The 18830-nt window shown below is 70.8% G+C and carries 13 protein-coding genes; 10 read left to right on the plus strand and 3 right to left on the minus strand.

Annotation, left to right across the window (positions count from 1 at the left end; translation table 11 throughout):
* Positions 1-42 precede the first annotated feature (42 nt).
* The 3 genes from ABT004_RS13140 to ABT004_RS13150 all read right to left on the minus strand — a co-directional run bounded on the left by ABT004_RS13140 (position 43) and on the right by ABT004_RS13150 (position 7197).
* A complete protein-coding gene (locus ABT004_RS13140) occupies positions 43-1506 on the minus strand; it encodes a glutamate synthase subunit beta (protein ID WP_351335135.1) in 1464 nt (487 codons plus the stop codon).
* A complete protein-coding gene (gltB, locus tag ABT004_RS13145) occupies positions 1499-6106 on the minus strand; it encodes a glutamate synthase large subunit (protein WP_351335138.1) in 4608 nt (1535 codons plus the stop codon). Before gltB ends, ABT004_RS13140 begins: the two co-directional genes overlap by 8 nt.
* Before the next feature lie 359 nt (positions 6107-6465).
* A complete protein-coding gene (locus ABT004_RS13150) occupies positions 6466-7197 on the minus strand; it encodes a VIT1/CCC1 transporter family protein (protein WP_351335140.1) in 732 nt (243 codons plus the stop codon).
* Between the two features lie 256 nt (positions 7198-7453).
* Between ABT004_RS13150 and ABT004_RS13155 the strand changes: the two genes are divergently transcribed.
* Genes ABT004_RS13155 through ABT004_RS13200 form a run of 10 tightly spaced genes read left to right on the plus strand, consistent with a single transcriptional unit; the run spans position 7454 to position 18811 of the window.
* Positions 7454-8473 carry a LacI family DNA-binding transcriptional regulator gene (locus tag ABT004_RS13155; RefSeq protein WP_351335143.1) on the plus strand — a complete coding sequence of 340 codons (1020 nt, stop codon included), beginning with the start codon at positions 7454-7456 and terminating at the stop codon, positions 8471-8473.
* Between the two features lie 16 nt (positions 8474-8489).
* Positions 8490-9461, plus strand: a complete 972-nt coding sequence (locus ABT004_RS13160) for a carbohydrate ABC transporter permease (protein WP_351335145.1) — start codon at positions 8490-8492, stop codon at positions 9459-9461.
* A complete protein-coding gene (locus ABT004_RS13165; RefSeq protein ID WP_351335148.1) occupies positions 9458-10306 on the plus strand; it encodes a carbohydrate ABC transporter permease in 849 nt (282 codons plus the stop codon). Before ABT004_RS13160 ends, ABT004_RS13165 begins: the two co-directional genes overlap by 4 nt.
* Positions 10306-11622: an ABC transporter substrate-binding protein gene (locus ABT004_RS13170; protein WP_351335150.1), complete on the plus strand. Its 1317-nt coding sequence runs from the start codon at positions 10306-10308 to the stop codon at positions 11620-11622. The genes ABT004_RS13165 and ABT004_RS13170 overlap by 1 nt, the downstream gene beginning before the upstream one ends.
* A gap of 60 nt (positions 11623-11682) precedes the next feature.
* On the plus strand, positions 11683-12783 hold the full coding sequence (locus tag ABT004_RS13175; RefSeq protein WP_351335153.1) for an ADP-ribosylglycohydrolase family protein: 1101 nt from the start codon (positions 11683-11685) through the stop codon (positions 12781-12783).
* Complete coding sequence (locus tag ABT004_RS13180; RefSeq protein WP_351335156.1) at positions 12780-14087, plus strand: ADP-ribosylglycohydrolase family protein; 1308 nt, start codon at positions 12780-12782, stop codon at positions 14085-14087. Before ABT004_RS13175 ends, ABT004_RS13180 begins: the two co-directional genes overlap by 4 nt.
* Entirely contained in the window at positions 14084-15232 is a 1149-nt protein-coding gene (locus tag ABT004_RS13185; protein WP_351335158.1) for an ADP-ribosylglycohydrolase family protein, read from the plus strand. Before ABT004_RS13180 ends, ABT004_RS13185 begins: the two co-directional genes overlap by 4 nt.
* Complete coding sequence (locus tag ABT004_RS13190; RefSeq protein WP_351335161.1) at positions 15232-16758, plus strand: ADP-ribosylglycohydrolase family protein; 1527 nt, start codon at positions 15232-15234, stop codon at positions 16756-16758. Before ABT004_RS13185 ends, ABT004_RS13190 begins: the two co-directional genes overlap by 1 nt.
* The gene (locus ABT004_RS13195) at positions 16755-17966 is read left to right on the plus strand and encodes a CaiB/BaiF CoA transferase family protein (protein ID WP_351335164.1); all 1212 of its coding nucleotides are present in this window, start codon (positions 16755-16757) and stop codon (positions 17964-17966) included. The genes ABT004_RS13190 and ABT004_RS13195 overlap by 4 nt, the downstream gene beginning before the upstream one ends.
* Positions 17963-18811 carry an HpcH/HpaI aldolase/citrate lyase family protein gene (locus ABT004_RS13200; RefSeq protein WP_351335166.1) on the plus strand — a complete coding sequence of 283 codons (849 nt, stop codon included), beginning with the start codon at positions 17963-17965 and terminating at the stop codon, positions 18809-18811. The genes ABT004_RS13195 and ABT004_RS13200 overlap by 4 nt, the downstream gene beginning before the upstream one ends.
* Positions 18812-18830: the final 19 nt, after the last annotated feature.

Below are 18830 nucleotides of genomic sequence, written 5' to 3' on the forward strand. Positions count from 1 at the left end.
TTGTACGGGACGTTCATTGACGGGCCGTCAGGCCCGCACGGATCACACGGTCAGCGAGCGGTCCGTCGGCCGGATCGGAGCGTGCAGCTCCGACACCCCCGTCAGGAAGCGGTCCACGCCGCGGGCGGCCGAGCGGCCCTCCGCGATGGCCCACACGATGAGGGACTGGCCGCGGCCCGCGTCACCGGCGACGAAGACGCCGGGGACGTTGGTCTGGAACTCGTCGTCGCGGGCGACGTTGCCACGCGCGTCGAGGTCGAGGCCGAACTGCGAGACCAGACCGTTCTCCTGGTCCGTGCCCGTGAAGCCCATCGCGAGGGTGACCAGCTGCGCCGGGATCTTGCGCTCGCTGCCGGGCTTCGGCGTGAGCTTGCCGTCGATGAACTCGACCTCGTTGAGGTGCAGCCACTGGACGTTGCCGTCCTCGTCGCCCTCGAAGTGGGTGGTGCCCGCCGAGTAAATGCGCTCGCCGCCCTCCTCGTGGGCCGAGGTGACCTTGTAGAGCATCGGGAACGTCGGCCACGGCTGCGTGGTCGTGTTCCGGTCCTCGCTCGGGCGCGGCATGATCTCCAGCTGCGTCACCGAGGCGGCGCCCTGACGGTGGGCGGTGCCCACGCAGTCGGCGCCGGTGTCGCCGCCGCCGATCACGACGACGTGCTTGCCCTCGGCGGTGATGGGCGGCTGGACGAAGTCGCCCTCCTGCACCTTGTTGGAGAGCGGCAGGTACTCCATCGCGTAGTGGATGCCGTTCAACTCACGGCCGGGGACCGGGAGATCACGCGACACGGTCGCACCCGCGGCGACGACGACGGCGTCGTAGCGCTTGCGCAGCTTCGCCGCGTCGATGTCCTGGCCGATCTCCACACCCGTACGGAACTTGGTGCCCTCCGCGCGCATCTGCTCGATGCGGCGGTTGATGTGGCGCTTCTCCATCTTGAACTCGGGGATGCCGTAGCGGAGCAGGCCGCCGATGCGGTCGGCGCGCTCGTAGACGGCGACCGTGTGTCCGGCCCGCGTCAGCTGCTGGGCGGCGGCCAGACCGGCCGGGCCCGAGCCGATGACGGCGACGGTCTTGCCCGACAGGCGCTCCGGGATCTGCGGGGCGACATCGCCCCGGTCCCACGCCTGGTCGATGATCGAGACCTCGACGTTCTTGATGGTGACGGCCGGCTGGTTGATGCCGAGCACGCACGCCGACTCACAGGGGGCCGGGCAGAGCCGGCCGGTGAACTCCGGGAAGTTGTTGGTCGCGTGCAGGCGCTCCTGCGCGGCCGACCAGTCCTCACGGTACGCGTAGTCGTTCCACTCGGGGATCAGGTTCCCCAGCGGGCAGCCGTTGTGACAGAACGGGATGCCGCAGTCCATGCAGCGGGACGCCTGCTTGCTGATGATGGGCAGCAGGGAACCGGGAACGTAGACCTCGTTCCAGTCCTTGACGCGCTCGTCGACCGGGCGGGTCTCGGCGACCTCGCGGCCATGGTTGAGAAAGCCCTTGGGATCAGCCATTGGTCGCCGCCTCCATCATCTTCTCGGTGGTCTCGGTCTCGGAGAGACCGGCTCGCTCGGCGGCGTCCTTGGCGGCGAGCACTGCCTGGTACGTGCTGGGGATGATCTTGCCGAACCGGGCCACCGAGGCATCCCAGTCGGCGAGGAGCTTCTCGGCCACCGTCGAGCCGGTCTCCTCGGCGTGCCGGCGCACGACGTCGTGCAGCCACTGCTTGTCGGTGTCGTCGAGGACGCCGACCGCCGGCTGGAGCGCGGCGTTCACGTTGTCGACGTCGAGGTCGATGACGTACGCGATGCCGCCCGACATGCCGGCCGCGAAGTTGCGGCCCGTCTCGCCGAGGATCACCGCGTGGCCGCCGGTCATGTACTCGCAGCCGTGGTCGCCCACGCCCTCCGAGACGACCGTGGCACCGGAGTTGCGGACGCAGAAGCGCTCGCCGGTGCGGCCGCGCAGGAACAGCTCGCCGCCCGTCGCGCCGTACGCGATGGTGTTGCCGGCGATCGTCGAGTACTCGGCGAGGTGGTCGGCGCCGCGGTCCGGGCGGACGATGATGCGGCCGCCGGAGAGGCCCTTGCCGACGTAGTCGTTGGCGTCGCCCTCCAGGCGCAGCGTCACGCCGCGCGGCACGAAGGCGCCGAAGGACTGGCCCGCGGAGCCCGTGAAGGTGATGTCGATGGTGTCGTCGGGCAGGCCCGCGCCACCGAACTTCTTCGTCACCTCGTGGCCGAGCATGGTGCCGACCGTGCGGTTGATGTTGCGGATGGCGACCTGGGCGCGCACCGGCTGGGCGTCCGTCTGGCCGTTCGTGACGAGGGCGTCGGCGGAGAGCTTGATCAGCTCGTTGTCGAGCGCCTTCTCCAGGCCGTGGTCCTGCTCGATGATCCGGTGCCGGACGGCGCCCGCGGGCAGGTCCGGCACGTGGAACAGCGGCTCCAGGTCGAGGCCCTGCGCCTTCCAGTGGTTCACGGCCCGCTCGGTGTCGAGGAGTTCGGCGTGGCCGACGGCCTCCTCGATGGAGCGGAAGCCCATCTCGGCGAGCAGCTCGCGGACCTCTTCGGCGATGAACCGGAAGAAGTTGACGATGTACTCGGCCTTGCCGGAGAACCGCTCGCGCAGCGTCGGGTTCTGCGTGGCGATGCCGACCGGGCAGGTGTCCAGGTGGCAGACGCGCATCATGACGCAGCCGGAGACGACGAGCGGCGCGGTCGCGAAACCGAACTCCTCGGCGCCGAGCAGCGCGGCGATGAGCACGTCGCGGCCGGTCTTGAGCTGTCCGTCGGTCTGCACGACGATGCGGTCGCGCAGGCCGTTGAGCAGCAGCGTCTGCTGGGTCTCGGCGAGGCCGAGCTCCCAGGGACCACCCGCGTGCTTGAGCGAGGTGAGCGGTGAGGCACCCGTGCCGCCGTCGTGACCCGAGATCAGGACGACGTCCGCGTGCGCCTTGGACACACCGGCCGCGACCGTACCCACGCCGACCTCGGAGACCAGCTTCACGTGGATGCGGGCCTGCGGGTTGGCGTTCTTGAGGTCGTGGATCAGCTGAGCCAGGTCCTCGATGGAGTAGATGTCGTGGTGCGGCGGCGGGGAGATCAGGCCCACGCCCGGCGTCGAGTGACGCGTCTTGGCGACCCACGGGTACACCTTGTGGCCTGGCAGCTGGCCGCCCTCGCCGGGCTTGGCGCCCTGGGCCATCTTGATCTGGATGTCGTCGGAGTTGACGAGGTATTCACTCGTCACGCCGAAGCGGCCGGACGCGACCTGCTTGATGCTGGACCGGCGCGCCGGGTCGTACAGGCGCTCCGGGTCCTCGCCGCCCTCACCGGTGTTGGACTTGCCGCCCAACTGGTTCATGGCGATGGCCATCGTCTCGTGCGCCTCTTGGGAGATCGAGCCGTACGACATGGCGCCGGTCGAGAACCGCTTGACGATCTCGGAGGCGGGCTCGACCTCGTCGATGGAGATCGGCTCGCGGCCCTCGGCCTTGAAGTTGAACAGGCCGCGCAGCGTCATGAGCCGCTCGGACTGCTCGTTCACGCGGTCCGTGTACTTCTTGAAGATGTCGTAGCTGCCCGAGCGCGTGGCGTGCTGGAGGCGGAAGACGGTCTCCGGGTCGAACAGGTGCGGCTCGCCCTCGCGGCGCCACTGGTACTCGCCGCCGATGTCGAGCGCGCGGTGCGCGGGCGCGATGCCGGAGGCGGGGTACGCCTTGGCGTGCCGGGCGGCGACCTCCTCGGCGATGACGCGCAGGTCGGCGCCGCCGATCTTGGTGGTGGTGCCGTTGAAGTACTTCTCGACGAAGGCCTCGTCGAGGCCGACGGCCTCGAAGACCTGGGCGCCGCGGTAGGAGGCGACGGTCGAGATGCCCATCTTGGACATGACCTTGAGGACGCCCTTGCCGAGCGCGTAGATCAGGTTCCGGATCGCGTCCTCGGCCGATCCCACCTCGTCGGCCTTGAGGAAGGTACCGGCGCGGACCAGGTCCTCGACGGACTCCATGGCGAGGTACGGGTTGACGGCCGCGGCACCGAAACCGATGAGCAGCGCGACGTGGTGGACCTCGCGCACGTCACCGGCCTCGACGAGGAGGCCCACCTGGGTGCGCTTCTTCGTACGGATGAGGTGGTGGTGTACGGCCGCGGTGAGCAGCAGCGAGGGGATCGGCGCGTGCTCGGCGTCCGAGTGCCGGTCGGAGAGCACGATGAGGCGGGCGCCGGCCTCGAGGGCGGCGTCGGCCTCTGCGCAGATCTCGTCGATCCGGGCGGCGAGCGAGTCGCCCGCGCCGTGCACCCGGTACAGGCCGGACAGGGTCACGGCCTTCATGCCGGGCATGTCGCCGTCGGCGTTGATGTGGATGAGCTTGGCGAGCTCGTCGTTGTCGATCACCGGGAAGGGCAACGTGACCGCGCGGCACGTGGCGGCCGTGGGCTCCAGGAGATTGTTGCCGGGGCCCAGCGGGGAGCGCAGCGAGGTGACGAGCTCCTCGCGGATGGCGTCCAGCGGCGGGTTGGTGACCTGCGCGAACAGCTGCGTGAAGTAGTCGAAGAGCAGCCGCGGGCGGGCGGAGAGCGCCGCGATCGGGGTGTCCGTGCCCATCGAGCCGATCGGCTCGGCGCCGGCCTTGGCCATCGGCGCGACGAGGATGCGGAGCTCTTCCTCGGTGTAGCCGAAGGTCTGCTGGCGGCGCGTGACGGAGGCGTGCGTGTGCACGATGTGCTCGCGCTCGGGGAGGTCGGAGAGCTCGATCTCGCCGGCCTCGAGCCACTCCTCGTAGGGGTGCTCGGAGGCGAGAGCGTTCTTGATCTCGTCGTCCTCGATGATGCGGTGCTCGGCGGTGTCCACGAGGAACATCCGGCCGGGCTGCAGGCGGCCCTTCTTGACGACCTTGGCCGGGTCGATGTCGAGGACGCCGACCTCGGAGCCGAGGACGACGAGGCCCTCGTCGGTCACCCAGTAGCGGCCGGGGCGCAGACCGTTGCGGTCGAGAACGGCGCCGACCTGGGTGCCGTCGGTGAAGGTGACACAGGCCGGGCCGTCCCAGGGCTCCATCAGGTTGGAGTGGTACTGGTAGAAGGCGCGCCGGGCCGGGTCCATGGAGGCGTGGTTCTCCCAGGCCTCCGGGATCATCATCAGGACGCTGTGCGGAAGCGAACGGCCACCGAGGTGCAGCAGCTCCAGGACCTCGTCGAAGGAGGCGGAGTCGGAGGCGTCCGGCGTACAGACCGGGAAGGTCCGCTCCAGATTGTCCGAACCGCCGAAGAGCTCGGAGCCGAGCTGCGACTCACGGGCGCGCATCCAGTTGCGGTTGCCCTTGACGGTGTTGATCTCACCGTTGTGCGCGACGAAGCGGTACGGGTGCGCGAGCGGCCACGACGGGAACGTGTTCGTGGAGAACCGGGAGTGCACGAGCGCGATCGCGGATGCGAAGCGGCGGTCGGACAGGTCCGGGAAGAAGGGCTCCAGCTGGCCGGTGGTCAGCATGCCCTTGTATACGATCGTGCGCGCGGACAGCGACGGGAAGTACACGTCGACCTCGCGCTCGGCGCGCTTGCGCAGCACGAAGGCCTTGCGGTCGAGCGCGATGTCCTTCGAGGAACCGTCCGCGACGAAGATCTGGCGGAACGCCGGCATCGTCGAGCGGGCGGTGGCGCCGAGGAGCTGCGGGGCGACCGGGACCTCGCGCCAGCCGAGGACGTTCAGGCCCTCTTCGGACGCGATTGTCTCGATCTTCGAGACGAAGTCCTCCGTGCCCTCCTCGGGCAGGAAGGCGATACCGACGGCATACGCACCGGCCTCGGGGAGGTCGAAGTCGACCACCTCGCGCAGGAAGGCGTCCGGAACCTGGGACAGGATGCCCGCACCGTCGCCCGAGTCGGGCTCGGAGCCGGTGGCACCGCGGTGTTCCAGATTTCGCAGAACGGTCAGGGCCTGCTCGACCAGCGTGTGGCTCGCCTCGCCGGTGAGGGTGGCCACGAACCCGACGCCGCAGGCGTCGTGCTCGTTACGCGGGTCGTACATGCCCTGGGCAGCAGGGCGAGCATCCATGTGCGACCAGGTCTGGCCGCTGTTGGAATGCTGGGACGGCTGGCGCGAGGTACGCATCGGCTCTCCCGTCGTCGTCGTGGCAAGGAACGTGCCGAGGGACGACGTTGGCCCTCTGCTGAGAAGTGCAGCTCACTGCTGAGAAGTGCAGCTCAAAAAATTTCGTGCAGATTACATGATGGGTCGGTTCTCGGGAACCGGATACTGCGTTCCAACATGCGGACACCGCGGGTGGCGGCGGAAGAGGCCTCACCGGGCAGATCGATGACCGGAGGCCGGGTGGTGCCGGCGTGCGCCGCGGGCCTCATTGCCCCCAGCGCTTACGGCTCATGCCCCGTGGTCAAGTAATCGAAACCGCGCGGTAACGACTACTTATGCAAGACGCTGTATAGGCATCTTCAGGCCACGGCCGCGACCCGTCAACCAGCAAAAGTGCCGAAGACGCTCCCCAGGAGATACGTCACACCCGCCGCGGCGCCACCGAGGGCCAGCTGCCGCAGCCCGCTGAACCACCAGGATCGCGCCGTCACCTTGGCCACGACCGCCCCGCACGCGAAGAGTCCGACGAGCGCGAGGATCACAGCGGGCCACAGCGCGCTCGCCCCGAGCAGATACGGCAGCAGCGGGATCAGGGCGCCGAGCGCGAACGATCCGAAGGACGAGACGGCGGCGACCATCGGCGAGGGAAGCTCGCCGGGGTCGATGCCCAACTCCTCGCGTGCGTGTATCTCCAGGGCCTGCTCGGGGTCCCGCGACAGCTGCCTGGCCACCTCGTGCGCGAGCTCCGGCTCGACGCCGCGGGAGACGTACAGCTCGGCGAGCTCCTTCTCCTCGTCGGCCGGATGCTTCCTCAACTCGCGGCGCTCGACGTCGAGTTCGGCCTCGACCAGCTCACGCTGGGAGGCGACGGAGGTGTACTCGCCCGCGGCCATGGAGAAGGCTCCGGCAGCGAGGCCCGACAGGCCGGTGATGACGATCGTCTGGTGCGAGGCGGCGCCGCCCGCGACGCCGGTCATGAGCGCGAAGTTGGAGACGAGCCCGTCCATCGCGCCGAAGACCGCGGGGCGCAGCCAGCCACCGTTGACATCACGGTGCGTGTGGTTGTCCCGGTGGGCGTCGTGCAGTGCTGCCCCGGTCTCGATGATGGTCATGCTCGTGAACTCCGCTCCCCTGTGACTGCTGTTTCTACGAGTCCGAAAGTACGCGCGAAAAATCGGCCCTGCCAGCAAGGAAGGCCGTACTTACCTGCGGTTTTGCACCCTGCGCAACACGCTGACCTCCACCTTCCCGAACCGGCCGGTGACCTGGATCACAGGAAATGCGCGTTGACGGGCGGGAAACGAGGGAGCAACATCCGTAAACGTTTCCAGTAGCGGAAAACGTTTACAGAAGTGGAGGGGGAACGCGGTGTCGAAGCCGACGATCATCTCCATCGCCGAGCGCGCCGGGGTCTCCATCGCGTCCGTCTCCCGCGTGCTCAACGGGATCGGGGCCCGCCCCGCGACCGTCGAGAAGGTCGAGCGCGCCGCCGCCGAACTCGGCTATGTGCCCAACGCGGTGGCCCGCTCCCTCAAGGACGGCCGCACCCGCCAGCTCACCTTCGCGATGCCCGACATCGGCAACCCCGTGTACGTGGCGATGGTCCGCGCCATCCAGTCCGTCGCGAAGGCCGCCGGGTACCGCCTCCTCCTGCACTCCACGGACGCCGTCGCCGAGGACGAACTGGCCGTGCTCCACAGCCTCGGCGACCGCACCAGCGACGGCCTCATCCTGTGCCCCATCCGCATCACGGACGCCCATGTGGCCGCGCTGCGCTCGGCCTCGGGGCCGGTCGTCGTCATCGGTTCGCTGCCCGGCGGCGTCCCGGTCGACAGCGTGCGCGCCGACTCCGTCGAGGGCGTCGCGCTCGCCGTGCGCCATCTGTACGAGACGGGCCGGCGCCGCATCGCCTTCGTCAACGGCCCCGCGGACACGGTTCCCGGGCGCAAGCGCGGCGAGGGCTTCCGCAAGGCCCTCGCGGACTGCGGCCTCGCCTACGAACCGGAGCTCATCGTGCACACGGACTTCGGCATCGAGTCCGGGGCCGCGGCCACCGAGGCGCTCCTGGACCTGAGGCCCGACGCGGTCTTCGGCGCCAACGACCAGCTGGCGCTCGGCGCGGCCCGCGCCCTGCACGCCCGCGGGCTGCGGATCCCCGAGGACGTCGCCGTCGCGGGGATGGACGACAGCGAGCTCGCGCAGGCCGGCTGGCCCCCGCTGACCAGCGTCGACCTCGGCTCCACCGAGCGCGGACGGCGCGCCGCCGAACTTCTGCTGCACCGCCTCACCAGTGCCGAAAGCCCCGAGAACCCCGCCCCCCACAGCACCACCGCCCGTCCCCGCCTCGTCGTCCGCGCCTCCACGGGCCGGGCGGCGTCCGACAGTTGAGACACCGAGGATTCCCATGAGTCTCACCGCGCCCCGGGACAGTGCCGTCCCTGGCGGCAGCCGCGGCACACCGCCACCCCGTACGCCGGGTCAGCGCAAGCGAGCGCTGGGTCTGGACCGGGGCGCGTGGTTCCTGCTGATGCCCGCGCTGATCCCGATTCTGATACTCAGCGTGGGCCCGCTCCTGTACGGCCTGTCGTTGGCGTTCACCGACTCGCAGGCGGGGCGGACCTCCCCGACGCAGTTCATCGGCCTGGACAACTTCCTCGACCTGCGCCACGACTCGCTGTTCTGGGAGTCGTTCCGGATCGGCCTGGTCTGGGCGGTATCCGTGACGGCCCTGCAGTTCGTGCTCGCGCTCGGCCTCGCGCTGCTGCTCAACCAGAATCTGCGGTTCCGCTGGCTGGCCCGCACCCTGGCGCTCGTCCCGTGGGCGATGCCCGAGGTCGTCGTCGGCATCATGTGGCGGCTCGTCTACCACTCGGACGCGGGCGTCCTGAACAAGACGCTGACCCAGCTCGGCCTCATCCACGAGAACGTCGACTGGCTCGCCGACCTGTCGTACGCGCTGCCCGCCGTGATCGTGGTGGGCGTGTGGGCGGGCATGCCGCAGACGACGGTGGTGCTCCTCGCCGGGCTGCAGAACGTGCCGGTGGAGCTGCGGGAGGCCGCGCAGCTGGACGGCGCGGGCCTGTGGCGCCGCTTCTCGGCCGTGACCTGGCCGGCCCTGAAGCCGGTGGTCATCGCCATCACGGCGCTCAACTTCATCTGGAACTTCAACTCCTTCGGCCTGGTCTACGTGCTGACGCAGGGCGGGCCCGGCGGCCAGACCCGGCTCCCGATGCTGTTCGCGTACGAAGAGGCCTTCAAGTACGGGCAGTTCGGATACGCCGCGGCGATGGGCCTGGCGATGGTCGCGGTGATCGCGGTGCTGCTGACGCTGTTCCTCCGTAAGAAGCTCAAGGAAGATGTGGAGGCAGCGGCATGAGCACGAGTACGACACTCCCCCGGGTCGCGGGCCGAGCAGGCCAGTACGTGGCCCTGCTCTGCTACATGGTCTTCCTCGCCTTCCCGTTCCTGTGGCTGATCTCGACGTCGTTCAAGTCCCCGCAGGAGCTGGGATCGATCGACCCGAGCTGGATTCCGAAGCATCCGAGCCTGGACAACTACCGCGCCGCGTTCGACGCGCAGCCACTGCTCCGCTCCGCGCTCAACAGTTTGGTCGTCGCGGTCAGCGCCTCCGTGATCTCGGTGGCGATCGCGGTCCCGGCCTCGTACGTCATGGTCCGGTACAAGACCCGCGTCAGCCAGGCGGGCACGGGCTGGATCCTGGTCAGCCAGATGTTCCCGTTCGTGCTGATCATCATCCCGCTGTTCCTGGTCCTGAAGAACCTGCAGATGATCGACAGCCTCTTCGGCCTGATCATCGTCTACGTCGTCTGGAACCTGCCCTTCTCGCTCTGGATGCTCCAGGGCTACGTGAAGTCGGTGCCGCGCTCCCTGGAGGAGGCCGCGGCGGTGGACGGCGCGGGCCGCCTGCGCACCCTCACGAGCGTGGTGCTCCCGCTGCTCACTCCCGGCCTGGTGGCGACGCTGATGTTCAGCTTCGTGACCGCCTGGAACGAGTTCTTCTTCGCCCTCGTCCTCCTCAAGTCTCCGGAGAACCAGACGATGTCGGTCATCCTCACCCGCTTCCTCGGCGCCGAGGGCGTCGCCGACCTCGGGCCGCTCGCCGCGGCCTCGGTCCTCGCCACGATCCCCAGCCTCGTGTTCTTCGCGCTGCTCCAGCGGCGGCTCGTGGGCGGCATGCTCAGCGGGGCGGTGAAGGGCTGATGCGCGTACGGAAGTTCACCGCGGCGGCCGCGGCCGCGCTCTCGCTCGCCCTGGTCGCCGGCTGCTCCGGGTCCTCGGACTCCGAGTCGGCGAACGGCACGGTCACCCTCGATTTCCTCAGCCTCGCCTGGCAGAAGGAGTCGATCGAGGCCAACAAGGCGCTGGTCGAGCAGTGGAACGACACCCACGACAAGGTCAAGGTCAAGTACGTCCAGGGCGTCTGGGACAGCATCCACGACCAGATGCTGACCTCCTTCGAGGGCGGCAAGGCGCCGGACATCTTCCACGACGACGCCTCCGACCTCACCGACTTCGGACACGGCGGCTACCTCGCCGACCTGAGCCCCTATCTGCCGAAGTCGCTGCGCGCCGACATCCCGAAGGCGTCCTGGGCCACGACGACGTACGGGAAGAAGATCTACGGCATCCCGTTCCTCCAGGAGCCGCGCGTACTCGTCGTGAACAAGAAGCTCCTGAAGCGTTCGGGGGTGCGTGTGCCGACAGCGCAACACCCTTGGTCCTGGGCCGAGTTCGAGCAGGCGAGCAAGAAGCTCACGCGCGACAGGAACGGCGACGGCAAGCCCGAACAGTACGGCGTCGCCTGGTCGATGAAGGAGCCCGTCACCCAGTCCGTGAACCTCGCGCAGTCCACCGGCGGCAAGATCTTCTACAAGGACGCGGAGGGCAAGAACGAGATCCGCTACGGCGCCGCCGACTCGGCCGTCGCCCGGCTGATCGACCGGCAGGTCAACAAGGCGCAGACCGCACCCAAATCCGCGCTCGGCATGGCCGGCTCGGACACGCTGCCCGGCTTCTTCGCGGGCAAGTACGCGATGCTGCCGCTGAACTTCTCGTTCCGGCAGCAGGTCCAGCAGCAGGCGCCCAAGGGCTTCGACTGGACCGTCCTGCCGATGCCCGCGGGCTCGGACGGCCTGGCCCAGGGCGTCGCCCCGCAGACCCTGTCCGTCTCCGAGGACAGCAAGCACAAGGAGGCGGCGGCCCGGTTCATCGCCTACCTCACCGAGGCCGACCACCAGGTCCAACTGGCGCGCGGCGACTGGCTGTTGCCCACCAGCCGGGCCGCTCTCAAGGACCCGTCCCTGACCACCGAGAAGTACGGCTGGAGGACCGGCTCGGAGCTGGCCGCCTCGCTGCGCCCGTCCCCGGTGCTCGGGGTGCGGGGCTACGCCGAATGGAAGGACAAGATCGCCACGCCGGCCTTCCAGGAGTACTACAACGGCGCGTTCGGCGTAACAGAGCTGCGCAAGCGCCTGGCAGACGACGGCAATCTGATTCTGAACCGCTACCAACGCTGAGCCGCCCCATCGCTCCATCGGTACGACCAGCACAACCCCAGAGATGAGCACGAACACACCATGAGCGTCAGCGTCGAACCGGATCCTCCGGCGGACGACACGGCGGGACCGCGCAGACTCCGCACGGTCCCGCCACCTCCCCCCGAGGCCCCGATCTCCCTGCGGGACCGCGCCCGCGGGGCGCTCCTCGGCCTCGCCGTCGGTGACGCGCTCGGCGCGCCCGCGGAGAACATGAAGCCGTCCCAGATCCGCGAACGCTGGGGCCGCATCGAGGGCTTCGTCTCCGCCGACCCGGCGGGCACGGACGACACCGAGTACGCGATCTTCTCGGGCCTCCTCCTCGCCGAGCACGGCGCGGGCCTCACCATCGAGCACGTCGAGCGGGCCTGGCACACGTGGATCGCGGACCGCGACGAGGGCCCCTTCAAGGGCGCCGGTTTCAGCGAACGCGGCACGCTCGAGAACCTCCGCCGGGGCCTCGTCGCCCCCATCTCCGCCCAGCACCGGCACGCCTGGAGCGACGGCCTCGCGATGCGTGCGGCGCCCTTCGGGGTGTACGCGGCGAGCCGCCCGGCCGAGGCGGCCCGCCTGGTGTCGATCGACGGCACGGTGTCGCACGACGGGGAGGGCATCCACGGCGGCCGGGCGGTCGCGGCGGGCGTCGCGGCGGCGATGGTCAGCCACAACCCCGACGCGGTGGTGCAGGCGGCGCTCTCGGTCGTCCCCGACGACTCGTGGACGGCACGCTCCCTGCACCGCGCGGTCTCGGCGGCGCGGCGGGCCCGCCGTGATCCGGACGGCACGCAGCTCTCCATGGAACGGGCGGTCCGCAAGGCGGTGGTCATCGGCGGCTACCCGTGGACGGATCTCGCCCCCGAGGCGGTCGGCCTGGCCTTCGGCGCGTTCGCGGTGGCCCGCGGCGACTTCCGCGAATCGGTCCTCACGGCGGTCAACATGGGGCGCGACGCGGATACGACGGCGGCCGTGGCCGGGGCGCTGGCCGGTGCGCTGTGCGGCGAGTCGTCGATCCCGGCCGACTGGGCGGCGGCGATCGGCCCGGTCCGCGGCAGCTGCCTCCCGTCAATGGCAGGCCGCCACGTCCTCGACGTCGCGGATCGCCTAGTGCCTCCGCCGCCGGACCGGACGGGGGCCGTGGCATGAACCCCGACCACGCCTCGGGGCTCCGCCCCGGCCCCCGCGCCTCAAACGCCGGCGGGGCTGATATTGCCCACCCAAATCAAGCCCCTGCGGCGACTGAGCAGCGGGGTCCGGGGCAGAGCCCCGCGGCCGCAACGACATCCGCCGCAACAGCAACGGCGGACCGCATCCAAGGCCTCCTCCTGGGAATCGCCGCAGGCGACGCCGCCGGCTGGCCGTCGGGACGCCACCGCGCCGCACGCCTCCCCGACTGGACGAGACGCCTCACCCGCGAACTCGACACCTTCGCCGAGCAGAACGCCACCACCACCCTCCCCGTCCCCATCGCCCTGAACCAACCCCCGGAACCCCTCCGCCTCGGCCCCTCCGACGACGCCGAATGGGCCGCGTTCACCGCCTTCGCCATCCTCTCCGCCCACGCCGAAGGCCTCGGCGACCTCCCACCCGACCACCGCGTCCGCTCCTCCCTCTCCCTCGCCTGGAACACCCTCGCCGACGAAATCTCCGCCGCAGCGGCCCGCGCCGACGAGATCGAATCCGCCGACATCCCCCTGCGCGCCCGCATCTCCGTCCGCGCAGGACTCGGCAACCTCGCCGCGGGCCTGCGCCCACCCGCCACCGGCCACGACAACCCGCACTACTTCGACGACGCGGCCTGCGTCCGCGCCGCGGTCCTCGCCGTCGTCCACCCGGGCAAACCCGAACTCGCCGCGGACCTCGCCGAGTTCGACGCCCGCTACACCCAGGACGGCGACGGCGTGCACGGCGCCCGCGCCATGGCGGCAGCCGTCGCGGCCGCACTCGGCGGCGCGGACGTCGACGCCTGCGTGGACGCCGCACTCGCCCAGCTCCCGGCCGGCACCGAGATCCACCGCAACGCCCACCGCGCCGTGGAACTCGGCCGCGCCGCGGCAGCGGACCGCCCGGGTCAGCCCGGCAACGCGTTCGCGCTGGTCCCCGTCCTGGAACACGAGATCGTCGACCACGTCTACAGCTACGGCATCGCGGCAGCGGAAACCGTCCCCGTAGCGCTCGCGATGGCGACGGCGGCCGCGGGATCGGTCACCGAGGCCGTGCCCACCGCCGCCTGCCTGTCCCGCGTCGCCGACTCGGCGCCCGCCCTGACCGGCGCCCTCACCGGCGCGATCGGCGGCGCACAGGCGCTGCCGCACACCTGGCGGGACGCCTGCGACATCCTCGCGGGCTGCGCACTGCCCCAACTCGCGGGAACCGAGCTGACGACCCTGGCCGAACGGCTCGCCCGCGCCACCACCAACTCCCTTGCAGCGGAAGGAACTTCGGCATGACTACCGTTTCCCTGGAGGACCGCACAACCGGCGCCCTGGTCGGCGCGGCCGTGGGCGACGCGCTCGGCGGCCCGGTCGAGGGCTGGACGCCGGAGGCCATCGCTGAGCGGCACGGCGGCCGGGTGCGCGGCATCGTCGAACCCTTCTACAAGGACGACTGGAAGACGGCCCGCCCCATCGCCCCGTACCACAAGGGCGACGGCCACGTCACCGACGACACCTTGATGACGCACGCGCTCGTCCGGGTCTACGAGAAGGTCCGGGACCACCTCGACGCGTACGCGGTCGCCGACCACCTCGTCCCCGACCTGATCACCACCCCCCGCTGGATCCCGGAACTCGAGGCGGAGGCCCTCCCCCTCCAGCGCCTGTTCCTCGCCGAGAAGTGGATCGTCGCGCGCATCCACTACGGGCATGTGGACCCGCGCGAGGCGGGCGTCGGCAACATCGTGAACTGCGGCGCGGCGATGTACATGGCCCCGGTCGGCGCGGTCAACGCGGGCAACCCGCTGAAGGCCTACGAGGAAGCCCTCGACGTCGCCGGCGCGCACCAGTCCTCGTACGGCCGGGAGGCGGCGGGCGTCTTCGCGGCGGCGGTCGCGGCCGCGTACAAGCCGGGCGCGACGCCCGAGTCCGTCGTCGAGGACGCCCTGGCTCTCGCGAAGGACGGCACGCGGTCGGCGATCGAGGCGGTCTGCGAAGTGGCCTCCCGCCACGACGACTTCGAGAACGCACTGAAGCCGCTGCGAGAAGCGGTCACCCCCTTCGACACGGTCGGCCCCGACTACCGCAAGCCCTCACTCGGCGCCCGCCGCCCCTCCCGCCTGCACGCCATCGAGGAACTCCCAGTCGCTCTGGGGATGTTGCTCGTCGGCCACGGCGACTTCCGCCACACCGTCCTCGGCTCGGTCAACTACGGCCGCGACTGCGACTCGATCGCCACGATGAGCGGGGCGATCGTCGGGGCGCTGTACGGGGAGGGGGCCGTGCCCAAGGAGTGGAGCGCCGAGATCGCGCGGGCCAGCAAGCTGGACCTGCACGGTCCGGCGGCCTCGCTCGCGCGGGTCACGCGTGAGGTGTACGCGAAGGATGTGGACCGGCGCCGGGCCCACGATGCCGCGTTCGCGGCGGTGGCGGGGTCGTGATGCTCCGTCTGACGTGGGTCCAGCCGGAGGATCTGATCGGCCACGAGCTGCGCCAGGCGGCGCAGGACGGCCGCGACGCGTCCGCGATCGCGTCCCGCTGGTTGTCAGCGGGCGGCCACCTCGCACCGGACCGAGCGGGTGCGTCCGCCACCCCGGCGAGCCCCGCCCTTCGGCAGCTCGCCGAGCAGCTCCTCGACGACCTCGCCGCACTCCCCTCACCTTTGCCGGAACCGACAGCCCTGTCCGCGATCGAGTCCGCAACAAAGACCTCTCCCCCACCCCACCCCTTCCCGAAAGTCCTGCCGGACGGGCCGCCTCAATCGCCGGCGGGGCTTGAAATCAAGCCCCGCCTTGGCGCGGGAGGCACCGGGAGCCCGGGGCCGGAGAGGCGGAAAGATCAGCCCCTCCGGCGCTTGAGGAACGGGGTCCGGGGCGGAGCCCCGGTTTCGGGGAGGGGCGGGGTGGGGGATGAGGACGCTCTGCTCGACCGGCTGCACGCCGCGTGGCTCGGGCGGGCCGTCGGGTGTCTGTTGGGCAAGCCCGTCGAGAAGCTGCCGCTCGAAGGGATCCGCGCCATCGCCCGCTCAACCGGGAACTGGCCCCTGCACACCTGGTTCACGCAGACCGGCCTGGACCCCGCGGTAGCGGCGACATACCCCTGGAACCGCCGCAGCGCCCCCACCTCCCTCGCCGAAAACATCAACGGCATGCCGGAGGACGACGACCTCAACTACCCCCTCCTCGCCCTGCTCCTGATCCAACGCCACGGCCCCGCCTTCACCACGACCGACGTCGCCAAACTCTGGCTCGACGAACTCCCCGCCGGCCGCACCTTCACCGCCGAACGCATCGCCTACCGCAACCTCCTCACCGGCCTCGAACCCCCGCACACCGCCACCTACCGCAACCCCTGCCGCGAATGGATCGGCGCCCAGATCCGCGCCGACGTCTTCGGCTGGATCACCCCCGGCGACCCGACCCACGCCGCCCGTCTCGCCCACCGGGACGCCGTTCTCACGCACACCGCGAACGGCGTGTACGGCGCGATGTTCACGGCCGCCGCCATCGCCACCGCCGCTACGGGCACGGCGGACGTACACACCGCTCTCCGATCCGGCCTCGCCGTCGTACCACCGCAATCCCGCTACGCCCAGGCCGTCCACCTGGGCATCGAACTGGCCGTGAAACACACGGACTTCGACTCCGCCGTCGACGAGCTGCACGCCACCTACGCCGACCACCACTGGGTCCACGTCCTCCCCAACGCCGCCCTGCTCGCCGCCGCCCTCACCCACGCCGACGGCGACTTCGAGGGCTCCATCTGCCGCGCGGTGTCCGGCGGCTGGGACACCGATTCCAACGGCGCGACCGCCGGCTCGATCGCCGGTCTGCTCGCCGGCCACCCGGACGCGCTCGGCGACCGCTGGACGGCCCCGCTCAAGAACCGCCTCGCGACAACAGTCGCCGGATTCGACGGCATCGGCTTCGACGAACTGGCCCGGCTCACCCTGGAGGCCCGCGCATGACGCACCCGCAAGAACCCACCCAGCCGGGCCCTCTGACCGGCCTGCGCGTCCTCGATCTCGCCACCCTCTTCGCCGGGCCGATCTGCGCCACGATGCTCGGCGACTTCGGCGCCGAGGTCATCAAGGTGGAACACCCCCGCAGGCCCGACCCCTCCCGCGGCCACGGCCCCTCCAAGGACGGCGTCGGCCTCTGGTGGAAGACCCTCGGCCGCAACAAGAAGAACCTCACCCTCGACCTCTCCTCCCCCGGCGGCCGCGAGGTCCTCCTCAAGCTGGTGGCGGACTCGGACGTCGTCGTCGAGAACTTCCGCCCCGGCACCCTGGAGAAGTGGCACCTCGGCTGGGACGAGCTGAGCGCCGCCAACCCGCGCCTCGTCCTCGCCCGCGTCACCGGCTTCGGCCAGTTCGGCCCGTACGCGCGCCGCCCCGGATTCGGCACGCTCGCGGAGGCCATGTCCGGCTTCGCCGCGATCACCGGGCAGCCCGACGGGCCGCCGACGCTCCCGCCGTTCGGCCTCGCCGACTCCATCGCCGCGCTCGCCACCTCGTACGCGATCATGGCGGCGCTGCGCGGCCGGGACACGACGGGGCGTGGCCAGGTCGTCGACATGGCGATCATCGAGCCGATGCTGTCGATCCTCGGCCCGCAGGCCACCTGGTACGACCAGCTCGGCTACGTCCAGCCGCGCACCGGCAACCGCTCGACGAACAACGCCCCGCGAAACACGTACCGCACCCGCGACGAGAAGTGGGTCGCGGTGTCGACGTCCGCGCAGTCGATCGCGGAGCGCGTGATGCATCTGGTCGGGCGGCCCGAGTTCATCGACGAGGAGTGGTTCGCGACGGGCTCGGGCCGCGCGCTCCACGCCGACGAGCTCGACGCGGCGGTCGGCGGCTGGATCGCGGCGCACACCCGCGACGAGGTGGTCGCGGCCTTCGAGAAGGCGGAGGCCGCCATCGCCCCGGTCTACGACATCCGCGACGTCCTGGCCGACGAGCAGTACCAGGCCCTCGACACGATCACCGAACTCCCCGACCCGGACCTCGGCACGGTCAAGATGCAGAACGTCCTCTTCCGCCTCTCCGAGACCCCCGGCGCCATCCAGTGGACGGGCCGCCCGCACGGCTCGGACACCGACGAGATCCTGGCAGGGCTCGGCCTGTCGGAGGCGGCCGTCGCGTCCCTGCGGGAGGCTGGTGCGGTATGAGCGAGCCGCTGGAAAAGACGTACCTGACCTGGCTGTACGTGCCCGGGGACCGCCCCGAAGTCGTCGCCAAGGCGCTCGGCTCCGGCGCCGATGTCGTCCTGGTCGACCTGGAGGACGCGGTCGCTCCCGACCGCAAGGCGTACGCGCTCGACGCCACCGCCGAACTCCTCGCCGACAAGCACAAGACGCCGGTGCACGTCCGCGTCAACGCGCTCGACGGGCCGCTCGCCGAGCAGGAGGTACGCCGCCTCACCCCGCTCCCCGGCCTCGACGCACTGCGCCTGCCGAAGGTGGGCGGCCCCGCGGACCTGACCCGCGTACAGGACTGGGCGGTCGAAGTCCCGCCGCTGTACGCCCTGCTGGAGTCGGCGACGGGCGTCGAGCACGCCTACGACATCGCCGCGCACCACGGCGTGCACGGCATCGCGCTCGGCGAGGCGGACCTGCGCGCCGACCTCGGCGTCACGGACGCGGCGGGCCTCGCGTGGGTGCGCGGCCGGGCGGTCGTGGCGGCGCGTGCGGCCCGGCTGCCACCTCCGCCTCAGTCGGTCTACCCGGACGTCCGCGACACGGAGGGCCTGGCCCGCTCCTGCGCCGAGGGCCGTGCGCTGGGCTTCCTCGGCCGTACGGCGATCCACCCCCGCCAGCTCCCGGTGATCGAGGAGGCCTTCCGCCCCACGGCGGCGGAGGTGGCGGCGGCCCAGGAGATCGTGTGCGCGGCGGCCACGGAGGCGGGCGCGCTGGCCCTCCCGGACGGCCGGTTCGTCGACGCGGCGGTCGTCGCTTCCGCCCGCAGAACCCTCACCTTGGCCGGCTCCACCACTCCCAGCCCGTCCGGCGATTGAGGACACGCCGTTCAGGCGG

The organism is Streptomyces sp. NPDC002790 (assembly GCF_040295505.1).
Classification (GTDB): Bacteria; Actinomycetota; Actinomycetes; order Streptomycetales; family Streptomycetaceae; genus Streptomyces.

Excerpts from the sequence above, each read along its gene's own strand:
- ABT004_RS13200 (WP_351335166.1), top strand. The coding sequence starts at position 17,963 with ATGAGCGAGCCGCTGGAAAAGACGTACCTGACCTGGCTGTACGTGCCC.
- ABT004_RS13180 (WP_351335156.1), top strand. The coding sequence starts at position 12,780 with ATGAACCCCGACCACGCCTCGGGGCTCCGCCCCGGCCCCCGCGCCTCA.
- ABT004_RS13165 (WP_351335148.1), top strand. The coding sequence starts at position 9,458 with ATGAGCACGAGTACGACACTCCCCCGGGTCGCGGGCCGAGCAGGCCAG.
- ABT004_RS13170 (WP_351335150.1), top strand. The coding sequence starts at position 10,306 with ATGCGCGTACGGAAGTTCACCGCGGCGGCCGCGGCCGCGCTCTCGCTC.
- ABT004_RS13140 (WP_351335135.1), bottom strand. The coding sequence starts at position 1,506 with ATGGCTGATCCCAAGGGCTTTCTCAACCATGGCCGCGAGGTCGCCGAG.
- ABT004_RS13160 (WP_351335145.1), top strand. The coding sequence starts at position 8,490 with ATGAGTCTCACCGCGCCCCGGGACAGTGCCGTCCCTGGCGGCAGCCGC.
- ABT004_RS13150 (WP_351335140.1), bottom strand. The coding sequence starts at position 7,197 with ATGACCATCATCGAGACCGGGGCAGCACTGCACGACGCCCACCGGGAC.
- ABT004_RS13195 (WP_351335164.1), top strand. The coding sequence starts at position 16,755 with ATGACGCACCCGCAAGAACCCACCCAGCCGGGCCCTCTGACCGGCCTG.
- ABT004_RS13175 (WP_351335153.1), top strand. The coding sequence starts at position 11,683 with ATGAGCGTCAGCGTCGAACCGGATCCTCCGGCGGACGACACGGCGGGA.
- ABT004_RS13185 (WP_351335158.1), top strand. The coding sequence starts at position 14,084 with ATGACTACCGTTTCCCTGGAGGACCGCACAACCGGCGCCCTGGTCGGC.
- ABT004_RS13190 (WP_351335161.1), top strand. The coding sequence starts at position 15,232 with ATGCTCCGTCTGACGTGGGTCCAGCCGGAGGATCTGATCGGCCACGAG.
- gltB (WP_351335138.1), bottom strand. The coding sequence starts at position 6,106 with ATGCGTACCTCGCGCCAGCCGTCCCAGCATTCCAACAGCGGCCAGACC.